The sequence below is a fragment of the Hyphobacterium sp. CCMP332 genome (genome assembly GCA_014323545.1).
In the GTDB taxonomy this organism is placed as follows: Bacteria; Bacteroidota; Bacteroidia; order Cytophagales; family CCMP332; genus CCMP332.
On record CP058647.1, the window covers coordinates 2048854 to 2064862 of the forward strand.

14 protein-coding genes are annotated in these 16009 nt (G+C 35.9%); 11 read left to right on the plus strand and 3 right to left on the minus strand.

Going from position 1 to position 16009, the window contains the following annotated elements:
- Nucleotides 1-6: 6 nt before the first annotated feature.
- The gene (gene purN, locus HZR84_09005) at nucleotides 7-582 is read right to left on the minus strand and encodes a phosphoribosylglycinamide formyltransferase (GenBank protein ID QNL22073.1); all 576 of its coding nucleotides are present in this window, start codon (nucleotides 580-582) and stop codon (nucleotides 7-9) included.
- A gap of 9 nt (nucleotides 583-591) precedes the next feature.
- The gene (locus HZR84_09010; GenBank protein QNL23224.1) at nucleotides 592-1443 is read right to left on the minus strand and encodes a geranylgeranylglycerol-phosphate geranylgeranyltransferase; all 852 of its coding nucleotides are present in this window, start codon (nucleotides 1441-1443) and stop codon (nucleotides 592-594) included.
- 281 nt (nucleotides 1444-1724) lie between these two features.
- Here HZR84_09010 and HZR84_09015 point away from each other — a divergent pair, with 281 nt between their 5' ends.
- From HZR84_09015 to HZR84_09035, 5 genes are all read left to right on the plus strand, one after another.
- Nucleotides 1725-2972: a hypothetical protein gene (locus tag HZR84_09015; GenBank protein QNL22074.1), complete on the plus strand. Its 1248-nt coding sequence runs from the start codon at nucleotides 1725-1727 to the stop codon at nucleotides 2970-2972.
- A gap of 166 nt (nucleotides 2973-3138) precedes the next feature.
- Nucleotides 3139-6048 carry a TonB-dependent receptor gene (locus tag HZR84_09020; GenBank protein ID QNL23225.1) on the plus strand — a complete coding sequence of 970 codons (2910 nt, stop codon included), beginning with the start codon at nucleotides 3139-3141 and terminating at the stop codon, nucleotides 6046-6048.
- A gap of 92 nt (nucleotides 6049-6140) precedes the next feature.
- Nucleotides 6141-6857 carry a DUF2807 domain-containing protein gene (locus HZR84_09025; protein ID QNL22075.1) on the plus strand — a complete coding sequence of 239 codons (717 nt, stop codon included), beginning with the start codon at nucleotides 6141-6143 and terminating at the stop codon, nucleotides 6855-6857.
- 208 nt (nucleotides 6858-7065) lie between these two features.
- Nucleotides 7066-8016 carry a histidine kinase gene (locus HZR84_09030; GenBank protein ID QNL23226.1) on the plus strand — a complete coding sequence of 317 codons (951 nt, stop codon included), beginning with the start codon at nucleotides 7066-7068 and terminating at the stop codon, nucleotides 8014-8016.
- Nucleotides 7997-8725 (plus strand): response regulator transcription factor, encoded by a 729-nt coding sequence (locus HZR84_09035; protein ID QNL22076.1) that lies wholly within the window; start codon nucleotides 7997-7999, stop codon nucleotides 8723-8725. Before HZR84_09030 ends, HZR84_09035 begins: the two co-directional genes overlap by 20 nt.
- Here the strand turns inward: HZR84_09035 and hemW are convergent, their stop codons facing one another.
- A complete protein-coding gene (hemW, locus tag HZR84_09040) occupies nucleotides 8726-9850 on the minus strand; it encodes a radical SAM family heme chaperone HemW (protein ID QNL22077.1) in 1125 nt (374 codons plus the stop codon).
- Nucleotides 9851-9952: 102 nt separating this feature from the next.
- On the opposite strand from hemW, the gene HZR84_09045 reads away from it, so the two are divergent.
- The 6 genes from HZR84_09045 to gldL all read left to right on the plus strand — a co-directional run bounded on the left by HZR84_09045 (nucleotide 9953) and on the right by gldL (nucleotide 15993).
- Entirely contained in the window at nucleotides 9953-10987 is a 1035-nt protein-coding gene (locus HZR84_09045; protein QNL23227.1) for an undecaprenyl/decaprenyl-phosphate alpha-N-acetylglucosaminyl 1-phosphate transferase, read from the plus strand.
- Nucleotides 10980-12080: a hypothetical protein gene (locus HZR84_09050; protein QNL22078.1), complete on the plus strand. Its 1101-nt coding sequence runs from the start codon at nucleotides 10980-10982 to the stop codon at nucleotides 12078-12080. The genes HZR84_09045 and HZR84_09050 overlap by 8 nt, the downstream gene beginning before the upstream one ends.
- Nucleotides 12081-12094: 14 nt before the next feature.
- Entirely contained in the window at nucleotides 12095-12883 is a 789-nt protein-coding gene (locus HZR84_09055; protein ID QNL22079.1) for a uroporphyrinogen-III synthase, read from the plus strand.
- An 88-nt stretch (nucleotides 12884-12971) separates the two neighbouring features.
- The gene (locus HZR84_09060; GenBank protein ID QNL22080.1) at nucleotides 12972-13952 is read left to right on the plus strand and encodes a type IX secretion system membrane protein PorP/SprF; all 981 of its coding nucleotides are present in this window, start codon (nucleotides 12972-12974) and stop codon (nucleotides 13950-13952) included.
- 150 nt (nucleotides 13953-14102) lie between these two features.
- Nucleotides 14103-15131 carry an SUMF1/EgtB/PvdO family nonheme iron enzyme gene (locus tag HZR84_09065; GenBank protein QNL22081.1) on the plus strand — a complete coding sequence of 343 codons (1029 nt, stop codon included), beginning with the start codon at nucleotides 14103-14105 and terminating at the stop codon, nucleotides 15129-15131.
- A gap of 55 nt (nucleotides 15132-15186) precedes the next feature.
- Nucleotides 15187-15993: a gliding motility protein GldL gene (gene gldL / locus HZR84_09070; protein ID QNL22082.1), complete on the plus strand. Its 807-nt coding sequence runs from the start codon at nucleotides 15187-15189 to the stop codon at nucleotides 15991-15993.
- The last annotated feature ends 16 nt before the right edge of the window (nucleotides 15994-16009 follow it).

A 16009-nucleotide genomic window follows, 5' to 3' on the forward strand; every position in this document is an offset into this window, starting at 1 on the left:
TGAGTTTTAGCCAAAAATCAAATTTATTGTTTTTTCAATAACAGCCGGATAATGTTTGTATTCTTCAGCATGAATTTTTTCTTCCAATTCTGAAAGACCAGTATTTTTATCTATGGGGAAACGCGATTGAAAAATCAGTTTACCTTCATCGTAGTTCTCATTCACATAGTGAATACTTATACCGCTTTCTTTTTCATTTTGTTCCAAAACGGCCTTGTGTACATTGGATCCGTACATGCCTTTACCCCCGAATTTTGGCAAAAGTGCGGGGTGAATGTTGATGATTTTATTGGGGAATCTATTTATCAGAAATTCAGGAATAAGCAATAGAAAACCTGCCAGAACGATAAAATCGATTTTACTTTTATCGAGGATACTCAAAAGTTTATTGGGGTCTTTAAAATCTTCTTTCGATAAAAAGATGTTTGGAACCGAATGCTTTTGCGCTCTTTCCAAAACAGTTGCATCTTTCTTATTGCTAAGAACCAATGCGATGTTGATCTTTTCATTGGTCTTAAAATACTTAATGATGTTTTCGGCGTTTGTGCCTGAACCCGATGCGAAAATGGCAATGTTGATCAATTCCTTTTGTTAATTTACCCAAATCATGCTGATTACTCCAGAGAGTAATATCGCCTTGCAGAAGTTACTGCAAAAATGAAATTTATCTTTTGTATCAGCCCAATATATAAAGTATAATAAAATTAGTATTTCGGCGCTGAGAATAATTCCAATAATCCAAAAGCTCCACAGATCGATATAAAAATCAAAAACAAACAGACCAGCCAAAAATAAAATGGCTGTAACATAAATATATCTTTTAGCTCCCCTTTGTCCGTAAATTATTGGCAGGGTATGGCTGCCATAAACAGCATCGCCTTTAACATCTTCCATATCTTTGACAATTTCTCTGATTAGAGAAACAAAAAATGCAAGGCTCGCATAAAGCCCCACGGTTAAATAATTGCTTTTATAATACACCGAGATTATAAGAATTGTAAATGCTGTGAGCAATGCAACTAAAAAATTACCCCAAAAAGCTACTTTTTTTAGGTAGGCGGAATAAAACCAAAGTGATGCTATTGAAAATAAATGAATGGCGAGAATTTTAAATGATACAAGTAACCCTAAAACCAGTGCCGAAGCATTTAAAAAAGAATACACCAAAAGCATTTCTCTTCTCTGGAGGATTTTACCCACGAGAATGCTTTTGGGCCTGTTGATAGCGTCAATTTTCACATCGTGATAATCATTGATCAGGTAACCGGCCGCTGCAATTAGCACTGTGGACAAGGTGACCAGAAACAATGAGTAATCCTGACTTAGTCTCAGGTTTCGAAATTGTGAGTCAATCAGAAAGATTGCCGTGAAATACTGAGTAAAAAAAATAATAATCAGATTATTGACCCGTATGAGCCGTAAAAACCCTTCTATAAATATAATTGCTTTGCCCACAGTTTAAAGTTGAAAATTTAATCCGGGAATAACTGATTTCGTCTGCTTTTTCTAATGTTAAGAAAAGATTAATTGCAATCCTTTAATTGATTGCTCTTTTAAATAGACATTGATACATCTGACCTTTTAAAATTTAAAAGACTATTAAGTCAATGTTAAGTAATAGGTCAACAACACTCAATTATTAACATTTTCATAAATAATTTATGCATCACAAATTCTATTAAAGCTTTCAGATTTGCGACTGAAATTAAAAATCAACTATTGAAATGAAAAAGTTATCCTTATTATTTATTGGAACCCTTATCGGTTCTACATTTTTGCTAACCAGTTGTGGAGATGATGACGAATCGACACCTCCGACTCCTCCGGACTCAGGTAATACCGTAGTTACCGAGAATATTTCAGGAGAGATTACCTGGACATCTGATAAAGTCTACGAATTAGGTGGACGTATAACTGTCCTTGATGGCGCGACTTTGACAATTGAAGCCGGTACTATCATTAAAGGTCAGGCTGGTACTCAGGCCAATGCGACCGCACTTCTAGTTGCAAGAGGTGGAAAGTTAAATGCAAATGGAACAGCATCTGCTCCCATAATTTTTACATCAGTAGCGGATGAAATTACTCCTGACGATGTGGCTGCAGGTAATTTTGAATCGCCAAATCTAGATCCTGATATTAATGGTCTTTGGGGAGGAGTAATAATTTTGGGTAAGGCAGCGATTTCTGCTTCAGCAGCTGAAGTACAAATAGAAGGTATTCCGACTTCAGATACCAACGGACTTTATGGAGGTTCTGATGATTCAGATAATAGCGGAACTATTCGATATATCTCTATTCGACACGGCGGAACAAACATTGGAGCCGGTAATGAGATCAATGGTCTTTCATTAGGAGGAGTTGGAAGTGGAACAACAATTGAACATGTAGAAATTGTTGCCAACCAGGATGATGGCATAGAGTGGTTTGGTGGAACCGTAAATGTTTCCAATGCCTTGGTTTGGAATGTTGGTGATGATGGAATGGACACCGACCAAAGTTGGTCAGGTACATGTTCTAACTTCATGGTTGTAACAGCAGCGGGTCATAATTTCGAATTGGATGGGCCAGAGGGTTCTACTCTTCTTGATGTTCAACATACGTTTGAAAACGGAACAGTAGTACATGCTATTCTTGAAACAGATGATGGAAGCATCGAAACGGTTAGATCTGCAGAAGACATCATTAATACTGATGATAATTCTGGAGTAGTATTGAGAAATATTTACATCACTGCTTTACTTGATGGAAATGAAACAACAATTCCAGTAGGAAATCAGGTTGATGAATCAACTTTTGTAAATGTTGATTTTGAAGGCGTTGTTCTAAACGTACCAACTACGGATCTTGTTGATTTTATGGAATCCGGAGCAATACCTACTGGAATCACAGCAGGAACTTCTGGAACAAAAGCTGATGCAAGCGTATTTGCATGGACATGGGCTGGTCAGTCTGGAAACCTTGCAGGTCTTTAATTCATATTGATTATTTAATTAGGACCCGGTCGAGAGACCGGGTTTTTTTATGATCTGCTAAATTGATAACATTCAGGTTACATTTCCTTAACACAAAATTCAAGCTTGTAAATATTTACCTAAGTATTTTTGCGCCAGCATTTAAAGACCATGTCTGAATCAAATGATGAGGAAAATTCTTATTTTATTTTTTGTAATATTTTTTACTCAAATGTCCTTTGCCCAAAAAGGCATAATCCGTGGTTCAATAATTGAAGACTCCAACGGCGAACCGATGTTCGGTGTCACCGTAGTCATTAAAGGAACGACCAACGGTTCTATTACTGATTTTGATGGTCAATTTGAAATCAAAGCAGAACCGGGTACTTACGATATTCAGGCATCTTTTATTTCATTCGCTCCAATTACTATCGCAGGAGTTAATGTTAAGGCTGATGAAATTACATTGTTAAATAATGTAAGAATGGAAGAAGATGTTAAAACGCTGGATGAAGTGATTGTTACCGGTGAGGTTTTAAGAAACTCTGAAGAGGCAATTTTAACAGTCAAAAAAAGATCGGCCAGCGTAATCGATGGAATTTCAGCTGCTAAGTTTAGAAAAATTGGAGATTCTGATGCCGCCAGTGCTATTAAAAGAGTAACCGGCGTTTCCGTTCAAGACGGGAAATATGTTTATGTGCGTGGTTTAGGGGACAGGTACACAAAAACAATGTTAAATAATGTGGATATCCCAGGTTTGGATCCGGATAGAAATACACTACAGATGGATATTTTCCCAACCAACCTTATCGATAATATGATCATTTCTAAATCATTTGTTGCAGATCTTCCGGCAGATTTTACAGGTGGTTTGGTCAATATTGAAACCAAGGATTTTCCTGAAAAGAAAACGATGACACTTTCCCTAGGCATAGGTTATACACCTCAAATGCATTTCAATCCAAATTATTTAAGTTACGAAGGTGGCTCACTTGATTTTCTTGGAATTGATGATGGAACAAGAGATTTTCCTTCCGGGGAAACACCAACATTTCCTGATCCTGCCCTTGGAGATTACACAAAACAATTTAATTCAACGCTTGCGGCGCAACAACAATCCAGTTTTATGAATTATAATATTGGAATATCTTTTGGGAATCAGATTGGAATTAATGAAAAGAAAGAATCCTCAAAAGGAAATAAGCTGGGTTATATTTTCTCATTGGCCTATAAATCGGAGACCAATTTTTACGATAATATGTTTTATGGCGATTATCAAAGACCTTCTGATCCTACGGAAACAGAATTAAATTACGCCACCACATTGGATGGTTCACTGGGCAACCAAAATATTCTCATTGGTGGAATTACGGGATTAGCTTATAAAACCAGATTATCCAAATACAGATTAACCGTTATGCACTTGCAAAATGGGGAAAAAAGGGCAGGCCAGTTCAATATTGATGATAATGGTTCGGCCGTTGGAAAATCTGGCTACACCGGATTCTCTCATAATCTTGAATTCAATCAGAGAGGATTAACTGATATCATGCTAAATGGTACACATTACAATTCAAATGGACGTTGGGAAATTGATTGGAGACTTTCTCCAACCATTTCAACTTTAAGCGATCCTGATATCCGAAGAGCAGCATTTTCTTATACTGATCCAAATGGAAATTATTTCTTCAATGCCGGAGAAGGGGGTTTCCCTTCAAGGATATGGAGAAATCTGAGTGAGATTAATGCGGTAGCAAAAGTAGACCTGGCAAGAACTTATGAGTTTGGTGGGAAAGACGCCAAATTCTTATTCGGTGTAAGCAATACTTATAAAAATAGAGATTATGAAATTAATCAATTCGACTATGTTTTTCAGGGTGCCAACGACAGATTCTATGAAGAAATAAATAACAATCCAGATAATATTTTAACTGATGAATATATTTATCCTTCTGAATCAAATACAAATATTTACATCGTTTCCGGAAATAATACACCAAATCCAAATCAATACAATTCAAATGCGAACAATTTCGCCGCTTATGTTTCAAATGAATTTAATGTAATTCCAAGATTAAAAACTGTATTGGGATTAAGAGGTGAATATTTTGTCCAAAGACATACAGGAAGAGACGTACTTGCAGCTCAGGGTAATCCTTCTGGTAGATCATTAGACAACGAAAAGGTATTGGATGCTTTTGATTTGTTTCCAACGGCAAACTTTATTTATGCTTTAACTCCCGATCAAAACCTGAGAGTTTCATATTCGAGAACAATAGCAAGACCTTCATTTAAAGAATTGTCTTTTGCTCAAATTCTCGATCCTATTAATGGAAGAACTTTTAACGGAGGCTTATTTCCAATTCAAAATGCCAATGATAACTGGGATGGTAATTTGACAGAAACCAGGATCAATAATTTTGATTTAAGATGGGAGCTGTTCCTTGAGAAAGGCCAAATATTTTCAATTAGTGGATTTTACAAACAATTTGATAATCCTATAGAAATGATCCGATTACCGGCACAGCAAACCGGATCCGATTTTCAACCGAGAAATGTAGGTGATGCGGTTGTCTATGGTGCAGAACTTGAAATCAGAAAATCTTTTGATTTTATTTCAGAAAGATTGAGCAAGATTAATTTCAGTTCGAATTTGACTTATGCCATTTCAGAGGTGGACATGACAGATGTTGAGTTTAACGCAAGAAAATCTTACGAGAAAGATGGAGAAAATATTGAGAGCAAAAGACCAATGGCAGGGCAGGCACCTTACATTATTAATTCCGGTTTGTCCTATTCAGATATAGAGAAAAGTTTTGATGCAGGATTTTATTATAATATTCAGGGCCCAACCTTAATCTTTGTTGGTACCGGTTTGATCCCGGATGTTTACGCCGTTCCTTTTCACAGTCTGAATTTTTCAGCAAATAAGGCATTTGGACCTGAAAATAGAATCAATTTAGATTTTAAAGTTTCAAATATTCTGAACGATGTGCGGGAGGAAGTATTTAGTTCCTATGAAGCGGAAGATCAATTCTTCACAAGATTCAGTCCATATACCACATTTAGTCTTGGATTGAAATACGACTTTTTCTAATAGCAAATAAATTAGTAACAAATTCAAAGCCGGTCCAAACCCGGCTTTTTTTTGTGTCTTGATATTGATTAATTTAAAGTCAAAATTGCTTAATGAAACAGTACACACTTTTATTAATCATTGTATTAATGCTTTTAAACTTCCAAATGAGTTTAGCTCAAAAAATCAAAGGAAGCGGTAACATAATCAAAGTAGAAAGGGAAATTGAGGCCTTTACCGGTTTAAGAACAAGAAGTTTTGTAGATGTGGAACTGGTACAGGGTCCTTTTAAACTTGAAATAGAAGCAGAAGATAATATCGTCGAATACGTAGAGACGCGTGTGGTAAAGGAAAATCTTATCATAGAAATGGATGAAGATGTAAAAATAAAAACTGAAAAGCCCGTTAAAATTTATCTTCAACTTCCGGATCTGAAATTTGCTGAAGTAAGCGATGTCAGTAAATTGAGTACAAAGTCTGTCATTAAAATTGAAGAATTGAAAATTGAAGCAACCGGCGCCTCAAAATCTAATTTTATTTTAGATGTAAAAACATTGAGGATCAGCTTGTCGGGATCAAGTAGTCTGAGAGCCACCGGTTATGCGGTAAGGCAAAAAATTAAAATGGAAGAAGCCAGCAAATACGAAGCCAGTCAATTGAAATCTGAGGATATTGATATAGCTGCAAGCAGTGCAAGTAAAGCTGAAATTCTGGCTTTCAATAGCATATTTGGAGATTTAAGTGAGGCTTCTCAATGTGTTTATTACGGTGAGCCAAAAAAAGTAGATGTTTCAACCAGCGACGCCGCCAGCATATCACAATTGAAATAAACACTGAAAATTGGTCAGCTAGATCATCTGATCTCAGTTTTTCACCGTTTAAAATAATTGAGCTTTAACATTTGAACGGCTTTGATAGCTTTGAATATTGATTATGGCTATTTCAAAGAAATTATCATATCTCTTTCTTCAGTTGAATACCATCGTCCTTTATACCTTATTTATAGGTGGGTTGATGTATTTCTATGGGGATTTTAAGCTGAATTATCTCATTGAAGCCAGCTTTTTTATAAGCCTTTTCATTTTAAATACGCATTTACTAAGACATTTCATCATTCGATACGACTGGTTCAGTTTAAAATTCAATAAACTGATTATCAGAGTAATAGCTATATCAATAATAATGGGATTAGTATTTTTCCCTCAAAGTGTTGTCAATGCCGTGGGATGGCAAACCATCACATGGGCCGAATCATTTGAAAGAGCCAATATTTTTTATCAAATCAGCATTTTTTCAATGTTGTTTTTGCTCTGGCTCCTCATTTATTTTTTATTCCATTACATTTCCAATTACCAGAGGAGTTTAAAAATGGCGGCCTTAATGAATGAAGCCGAGCTTAAAAATCTCAAATCTCAGCTTAACCCGCATTTTTTATTTAATGCATTAAACAGCGTAAGAGCACTGGTTGATGAAAACCCTCAAAAAGCTAAAAAGTCAATTACAGCCTTATCAAATTTATTGCGTTTATCATTGCTTGCCGGCAAAAAGAAAGTAGTGCCTTTGTCAGAAGAGCTGGAAACAGTAAAAGATTATTTGTCTTTAGAACAGATAAGATTTGAAGAAAGGCTTGAAACACATATTCATTGCCCTGCGGAAAGCCTGAACTACAAAGTACCACCATTGATGCTTCAAACCCTGGTGGAAAATGCCATCAAACACGGAATTTCTAATTTAAAGGATGGGGGATTAATCGATATCCGCTCATTTGTTAAGGAAAACAAATTGCATCTTGAAATCAGAAATACAGGACAATATGTAAACGGAAAATCAAACAAATCGGGTGGGCTGGGGCTCAAATTATCAAGAAAAAGACTCCAATTACTTTTTAATGAGAATGCCTCATTAGTGGTGGCAAATGAAAATAGCAATACAGTATTAACAGAAATTATAATCCCAGAATATAAAGGCGATGAAAACAATAATAATTGACGATGAAAGACTTGCACGTCAGGAATTAAAAAATATGCTGATTCCTTTTGATGAAATTGAAGTGATTGGCGAAGCGGCCAATGCAGATGAGGCCATAGAAATGATTCAGCAAAGCAATCCTGATCTTATTTTTTTGGATGTTCAAATGCCCGGAAAAGACGGTTTTGAAATGCTTCAGGAATTAAATTCTGTTCCAACCGTCGTTTTTGTTACGGCTTATGACGAATATGCATTGAAGGCTTTTGAAGTCAACGCCATGGATTATTTGGTCAAACCGGTCCAGCCTGAAAGATTAAAGGAATCGATTCGAAAATTACTTGAGGAATTTGATAAGAAATCCAGAACTAAGACGGGAAAAATAGCCAGAAATAATTTGACCGGAGAAGATCAGGTGTTCGTAAAAGATGGAGATAAATGTTGGTTTGTAAAATTATCTGATATAAGGATGTTTGAATCCGACGGAAATTATGTGAAAGTATATTTCCATAATTTCCGACCCTTGATTCACAAATCATTAAATGCCCTGGAAGAAAAACTCGATGGCAACGAATTTTTTCGCGCAAGTAGAAAATACATTATCAATTTGAAATGGGTTGAAAATATAGAGAGTTGGTTTAATGGCGGCTTGATGGTGCATTTGAAAGGCGGCGATAAACTGGAAATTTCCAGAAGACAGGCAGTGAAGTTTAAAGAGATGATGAGTCTTTAATCAGATTACAAAAAGATCTGAGGCAATTTCATCAGCCAATAACTTCCCATTTTCGCTTAAAATATAAGAATCAGGTTTTTCGATGATCAACCCTTTGTTAATGTAGGTGCTGAGGACAACTTTTATAGACGGAAATAATTCTGAATTTTGAATTTTGAATTTATCCACTCCCCACTTAGTTCTGAGTCCTGTCATCAACATTTCATTAAATATATTCGAAGGACTCAATAGCTCAGTATTTCTATTTAAAGTACCTGATTTTACTCCTTTTATATAGAGCGCATTATTTGAGGGGTTAATTCTGCGACTTTCGCCGTTAAAAGAATGTGCAGATGGCCCAATGCCCAAATACTTTTTTCCCAGCCAATAATTTGTATTGTGAATTGCATAAGAACCATCTCTGGCAAAATTAGAAATCTCGTATTGTTCAAATTCCCAATCGCCCAATAAATTTTTCATTTCCCGATACTCCGAAACGACCTCATCTTCATCTTTTTCTTTCAAGCGTCCCTTTTTTTTCCAGTTTCCAAAAACAGTTTTTTCTTCAATAGTGAGGGCATACATTGAAAGATGCTGGATTTCTTTGTTATCTAATACTTCAAGTTCATTTTTAATAGCACCGGGTTTTCTCCCTGGAATGCCATAAATAATATCCACATTTAACTTATTAAATCCACATTTAATCGCGTTTTCGATGGATTTTATAGCTTCCTGACTATTGTGACCACGGTTTAAAAAATTGAGTATCTCATCGTCAAAAGATTGCACACCAATACTTAAACGTTGTATTCCTATTTCCTTAAGACTTTTTAAATAACTGAGGCTTAAATCATCGGGGTTGGCTTCCAGTGTGATTTCTTTGGCAGTAGTACGATCAAAATTGAAAAAATTTTCGGTACTTTTTATTATAGATTCTAATTGTTCCGGACTGAATACCGATGGAGTACCTCCACCAAAATAGAGCGTTTCAATTTTATTATTGTCAAAAAATCTGCTTTCATAGCTAAGTTCTTTAATAATAGCCTGAAAAACTTCATCCACATTTTTAAGAGAGGTAGAAAAATGGAAGTCACAATAATGACAAGCCTTTCGGCAAAATGGAATATGGATATATATTCCGGCCATTTAATTCTTGATAATCAAGTGAATTGACATAAAATCAATATTTTTGAATTTGTTTGTAAACCGGCATCAAAGTTATTTTTTTTGGAAACACCACAATTTGAAATTTACGATTATATTCTCCCATTCCTTTGGTCTTTCCTATTGGCGGTATTCGCTATTCCTTCAATCATTTTTGTGGCTCATATAAAAAACCTTCTGGACGAGCCCAACAAAAGAACCGTTCACATGTCCCTAACGCCCAGGTTGGGAGGTCTTGCAATTTTTGCAGCATTTATGTCTTCTCTTACAATTTTCGGGACACTTGATTTCGGCATTCAGCAATTGCTTGCGGGCTGTATAATATTATTTTTTATCGGTTTGAAAGACGACCTGGTTTCGGTATCCGCTTTCAAAAAGTTTTTTGTTCAAATTCTTGCGGCCGGAATTATCATATTTATCGGTGATATAAGAATTACAAGTTTTCAAGGTGTATTCGGAATTTTTGAAATTGATGACAAACTGAGTTATCTCTTTACATTTTTGGTGATTATGGGAATTTCGAACTCTATCAATCTAATAGATGGAATGGATGGTCTGGCGGGAAGTATTTTATTAATAATCACGCTCTCTTTTGGTCTTTACCTGCATTATTACGGAGGAGAATATTATTCTGCATACGCCATGGTTGCAGTTTGTCTGGTAGGTGGAATTTTGGGATTTCTTCGTTTTAACTTTAAAAATGCATTAATATTTATGGGAGACACGGGTTCACTGGTCAGTGGTTTGATTGTTGCTGTTTTGGCTATAAAATTTATTGAAATGAATAAGATTCCGGCGGGACCCTCTGTTGCTGTATCAATTTTAGTTGTGCCAATATTTGATACACTTCGTGTTTTTACTATAAGAGTCATAAATGGTGTTTCTCCATTTTCACCGGATAAAAATCACTTGCATCATCAATTGCTAAAAATTGGGTTAAAACAAGGCGAAACGCTATTCATATTAATCTTTTTTAATATTCTGGTAATTCTGATTTCAATTTATTTTTCAAATGCAGGCAACTCTACTATGATTACAATTCTGGCCAGCCTCTTTATTATTACCAATTTAATTATTGAGCTATTAGTGAAAAATAAGGTCAAGAAATCACATGCTTAGAAAGTCTTTTGTCGTAATTCTGTTTTTAATTTTTGCCGATTATACATGCGTTAATGCTTCGCAGTATAAAACAATTGAAGATCTGATTTTCAAGTCGGAGAAAATTGACAAATCCAGTGGAATTCGGGTTCCATGGAATGGAGCCAATACAAGTTCTTCTATTTTTACAAAACTCGATACTTCCTGGTCCGGAAAGCTAATAATAAACATTGTCCACCCGAAAAACTATTCGCTTTTTCTCAATAAGGTCTTAATATACAGAGCTAAAGCTCCGGACAGCGTTCAATTTACGCTTGAAGAACTGAGGGCGACAGGTTCAAAAAATCCACTTGAACTGGAGCATTTTTCTGAATTATTAAATTCAGGAAACCTTAAAGCCAGGCTGATAAAGAAAACGGATTCAATTGAGAATTCAATTATCGACAAGAAGGAACGCATTATTCATAAACCCTATCTCGAATCAATATTTCTGGGTTTCTTCTTTGCTCTTGCGATGGTTAGAATCCTGTCCAAAAGAGAATTTGATTTTTATTTTTCCGGCAATTTTCTGAGGTCGCCGAGATTGACGATAGAAAAATTCCTCGGTGATAGTATCAACCCCCTCTTATTGCTACTGGCCATATTAATTCTGGCAGTATTGCTTAATTCTTTTATATATGATTTTGATTATTTCAATTACGAGTTTAGGACTTTTTTTGGTTTAAGAATAAATAACAACTGGATTAAAACCGGACTCTTTTCATTTCTGATTGTCTTATATCTATTTCTTAAAAGAAGCTTTTATCTTTTTTATTTATGGATCAGACAGGAAACGCGTAATTTTTCTTCGCTTTGGAGAACCTACCTTTTAAGTTTTAGCAATCTGAGTTTTTGGTATTTTTTACTTTGCAGTATTCCACTGCTCTTAATATCAAATTTAGAATTAGGGAATTATTTTCAAATCTTATTCTTTATATTTGCGGCTCTAAATGCAGTCGGTGGGATAATGACTTACTTAAATTTCAACATTAAAGCGGATTTATTAACCATTTCGGGCATTTTAGCAATTGATGTCTTTCCAATCATTTTATTGGTGCATTTACTAACCTTTTAATTTATTTCTGAGGTATGAACAACACTGATACTAGCCTAATAGACGAGAGAAAGAAAAAAGTATCTTCTATTTTGGTATCACAACCCCAACCAAAGCAGGAAAACTCTCCTTACCATAAATTGGCCGAGAAGTATAAATTGAAAATAGATTTCAGGCCGTTTATAGAAGTGCAGGGTGTTCCGTTTAAGGAATTCCGAAAAGAGAAAATCGATCTTCTCAGCCATACTGCTGTCATTTTTACAAGTAGAAATGCTATCGATCATTTTTTTAGAGTATGTAAGGAAGCCAAGGTGGAAATGCCACCCGATATGAAATATTTCTGTATTTCAGAACAGACGGCTTATTATCTACAGAAATACATAGTACTGAGAAAAAGGAAATTATTTACAGGCCAAAAGACTGTAAATGACCTTCTGGAAATTATAAAAAAGCATCCTGAAGAGAAATACCTGTTTCCTTGTTCAAGCATCAGGAAAGATGACATACCTGATTTTTTAAAGGAGAATAATATATTCTTTAAAGAAGCAATTATATACGAAACGGTGGCAAGTGATTTGTCTGATCTTGCCGATATAAAATATGACATTATTGCATTTTTCAGTCCATCAGGAATCAATTCCTTGTTCATAAATTTTCCGGACTTTAAACAAAATAATACAAGAATAGCAGCTTTTGGACCAACAACGGCAAAGGCTGTGGAAGAAGCCGAATTAATTTTAGATATTCAGGCACCACTTCCGCAGGCTCCATCAATGACCGGAGCAATTGAACAATATATAAAAGAGGCCAATGGTCTTAAATGATAATTAATTGATTCATTATTTTTAATATTGGCTTTTTATTACATAGTTTTAAGGCATTTTATAAAAAATTCGTGATACAAACGACATTATGAAGAGAGTTTTACTGCTACTGGTTACGATTGTAACATTCTACCTTCCAGAGCTTTACGCACAACAAGACCCACTGTTTAGTCATTACATGTTTAACAACCTGTACAATAACCCCGGTTATTCTGGTATGGAAGGACAAACTGATTTTTTACTAATAGCCAGAAACCAGTGGTTAGGTTACAGTAGTAGTTTTGAAAATAATGGAAATCCCGTTAGTGGAGTTTTTTCTTTTAATACGCCAATTTTTAAAATCTCTTCAGGTATTGGAGCTACCTTTATGTATGAAAGTATTGGAGTTTCAAGAAATGGTAATTTTTTATTGAATTACAGTTATCATTATCCAATTGCCAATGGGAGACTGGGCCTCGGTATCAGACCGGGAATTTTTTATCAGGCTTTGGATTTCACAAAATTAAATCCGGTGGATCCTAATGATCCCAACCTTTTGGGGGGAAATGAAACTCAGATTAAACCCGACCTCGGATTAGGTCTTTGGTACCAGGCAGAAAACTATTATGTAGGAGTAGCAGCAGATCACATGATTGCCTCAGAATTTGATTTTAATACAACGGATACAGATACTTCCCAGGGGCTTAGAAATCAATTGGTTCCACATTATACATTTACTGCAGGCTACGTTTTTGAAGTAACCTACGAACTAAAAGTGACTCCTTCCGTAATATACAAAACGGCAGAATTTAATCAGGGCTATTTTCAGCTGGGAGCAATAGCGACTTACAATGACAGAATTTGGGGTGGCTTAACTTACAGACAAGGTGGCGACCTGACTGCTTTAATTGGAATGGGATTTCTCGAAGACAATGTTTTAAAAGCTGGGATAGCAATAGATTATGGTTTACAGGGTGACAGAAATGATGCACTTAGTCCATTGTCTACAGAGGTATTGATTTCGTATACATTACCGGTTGCAGCACCTGGTGCGAAACCTGTGATACGAACTCCTCGTTTCAGGCATTAAAAGGAATTGGGCTTCATTCTCATATTTTGATAAGTATATAATTAATTTTAGATTTGATTTCGTTTTTGAAAATATGGGGATTGCAATAATTTTAAAATTCCACAGTTTATAGGGAACAGGCTTTTTTGAATGAATTTATTTAGTGGTGTTATGAAAACACATTTTTTCACAAAATTGCTCTTAGGAGCGCTCATCATAGTTATAATCGGTACATCCTGTAACAGGCTTGGTACAATTGACGATGGTGGTAATTTGATTGGAGTTCCAAACAGATCCGGATTCCAACAATTCACTCCTTTTGGAATGGTTTATTGTCCTCCGGGAACTTTCCACATGGGTCAGGCAGATGAAGATGTGCCTCATACCATGATTAACCTCAACAAACAGGTTACGATTGGAGGGTTCTATATGGATGATACTGAAATCACGAATAATGAATACAGACAGTTCGTCTATGCTATCATAGAGGATTCTCTTGAATTGCTGGGTGAAGATTTTGTATATGGTGAACTCTATCCTGATACAACGGTTTGGATGAAGGATTTCTCTCACCATATGGGAGATCCATTGACAGAATATTATTTCTATCACCCGGCCCATGATGACTACCCTGTGGTAGGTGTGGACTGGGTTGCTGCCAATTACTTCTGTGATTGGAGAACTAAATACCTGAATGCCTGGAGAGTGGATAATGGGCTATTCCCAATGCCAAAATTCAGATTGCCATCAGAAGCGGAATGGGAATATGCATCAAGAGGAGGAAGAGATATGGCTATGTACCCTTGGGGTAATCCATATATCAGAAATGGAAGAGGTTGTGCATTGGCCAATTTCAAGCCAGGTCGTGGTAACTACTACGATGATGGATTTGCTTATACTTCACCCGTAGGATCATATTTTGCTAATGACTATGGATTATACGATATGTCAGGTAACGTTGCAGAATGGTGTCAGGACGCCTTTTTTGAAGCATCGGTACCGGTTGTTTGGGATTTGAACCCAACTTATTTTGATAATAATGAACCGAGGAAAGTGATTAGGGGCGGTTCCTGGAAAGATGTTGCTTATTACCTTCAAACAGGTACTAGGACTTACGAATTTCAGGATACGGCGACTTCATTCATAGGTTTTAGGTGTGCGATGACATTCCTTGGCCGTTCCTCTGGCACAGAATTTTAAAATTTCTTACTATTAGGATTATTAGAGCTTATTAACAACGTAAACGTCAAAAATTATGGCACAAAAAGGTGGTTTTAAAGAGGTATTATTCAAAAAGATAATGCCAATGGTCTATGGTATTGGTGCTTCTGTAGTAATTGTAGGAGCCATGTTTAAAATCCTTCACATACCAGGTGCAGGATTCATGTTAGGTGTAGGTTTGACTACTGAAGCAATCATTTTCTTCCTTTCTGCATTTGAACCAAGTCATGATGAACTTGATTGGTCTAAAGTATACCCGGAATTAAAAGAAGAATCAGGTGAATTTGAAGAAGAAGATGAGTTCGGAATGCCCGCAACTTCTGAGAATGCTACAAAGAAATTGGACGATATGTTCAACGAAGCCAATATTAATGATGAATTACTTGACAGATTAGGAGAGGGCTTTACCAAGCTTTCTGAAACTGTTAGTGGTTTGAATAATATTTCAGATGCCGCCAGCGCGACGAACGAATATGCTGATAGCGCAAGATCTGCTTCAGGAAAACTACGTGAAATGAACGATAGTTATGATAAGACGGCCTCGGCTATGTCTGAATTAGCAGGTGCGAGTGAAGATGCAAAAGAGTATCATGAGCAAGTACAGCAGATCACAAAGAATTTGGGAGCTCTTAATTCAGTTTATGAACTTGAATTACAGGACGCTAACAGTCACTTAAAAGCAATGAACAAGTTTTACAGCAATCTTTCTGTTGCACTTGAAAATATTGCAGAAGCAGAGCAGGATACTGAAACATTTAGAAGCGAGCTTTCTAAATTGTCTTCTAATCTGACTTCTTTGAACAATGTTTACGGAAATATTCTAGCCGCAATGAAGGCTTAATTAACTAAAAGCGAAA

Bases quoted from the DNA above. Each gene is read 5' to 3' on its own strand.
- HZR84_09035 (QNL22076.1), top strand. From the start codon at position 7,997: ATGAAAACAATAATAATTGACGATGAAAGACTTGCACGTCAGGAATTA.
- HZR84_09065 (QNL22081.1), top strand. From the start codon at position 14,103: ATGAAAACACATTTTTTCACAAAATTGCTCTTAGGAGCGCTCATCATA.
- HZR84_09020 (QNL23225.1), top strand. From the start codon at position 3,139: ATGAGGAAAATTCTTATTTTATTTTTTGTAATATTTTTTACTCAAATG.
- HZR84_09015 (QNL22074.1), top strand. From the start codon at position 1,725: ATGAAAAAGTTATCCTTATTATTTATTGGAACCCTTATCGGTTCTACA.
- HZR84_09025 (QNL22075.1), top strand. From the start codon at position 6,141: ATGAAACAGTACACACTTTTATTAATCATTGTATTAATGCTTTTAAAC.
- HZR84_09055 (QNL22079.1), top strand. From the start codon at position 12,095: ATGAACAACACTGATACTAGCCTAATAGACGAGAGAAAGAAAAAAGTA.
- hemW (QNL22077.1), bottom strand. From the start codon at position 9,850: ATGGCCGGAATATATATCCATATTCCATTTTGCCGAAAGGCTTGTCAT.
- gldL (QNL22082.1), top strand. From the start codon at position 15,187: ATGGCACAAAAAGGTGGTTTTAAAGAGGTATTATTCAAAAAGATAATG.
- HZR84_09060 (QNL22080.1), top strand. From the start codon at position 12,972: ATGAAGAGAGTTTTACTGCTACTGGTTACGATTGTAACATTCTACCTT.
- HZR84_09050 (QNL22078.1), top strand. From the start codon at position 10,980: ATGCTTAGAAAGTCTTTTGTCGTAATTCTGTTTTTAATTTTTGCCGAT.